We start from the raw sequence: 590 nt of genomic DNA on the forward strand, positions 1-590 counted from the left end.
CAACGCCTAACAGGCCAACAAACCCCGATGGGACGAATTGGTTTAGGGCTTCTCGTTGGCTTGCCTCTGCTGGTTTACTTCGTTTCTGGTATGCCAATCTCTTTGGAATACCCAGAACTGAAAGGTTTCAACTTCAAAGGTGGGATCAGCATTATTCCTGAGCTAGCAGCTTTGCTATTGGCGTTAAGTGTTTACACCGCCGCCTTTATTGCGGAAATCGTACGCTCCGGTATCAACGCGGTGAGTCATGGTCAAACAGAGGCCGCGATGTCACTTGGTTTACCTCGTGCTAAAACGCTCAAGCTGGTTGTTATCCCCCAAGCTTTGAGAATCATCATTCCTCCACTCACAAGCCAATACTTGAACTTAACGAAGAACTCTTCGTTGGCAATGGCTATTGGTTATCCGGATCTGGTTTCTGTGTTTGCTGGTACAACCTTGAACCAGACAGGACAAGCCATTGAGATCATCGCGATGACAATGGGCGTTTATCTAACGTTGAGCTTGCTCACGTCTGCGTTGATGAACTTGTACAACCGAAAAGTTGCGCTGGTGGAGAGATAATATGAGTACACATCAATTTCAGCCCG

Annotated in this window: 1 protein-coding gene; it reads left to right on the top strand. The window is 47.3% G+C overall.

Annotated elements, in window-relative coordinates:
- Positions 1–564, top strand: a 564-nt coding sequence (locus tag R7093_RS26680; RefSeq protein ID WP_318147209.1) for an ABC transporter permease subunit, incomplete at its 5' end; no start/stop codon positions are given.
- Positions 565–590 lie beyond the last annotated feature (26 nt).

Source organism: Vibrio sp. 1580, assembly GCF_033340055.1.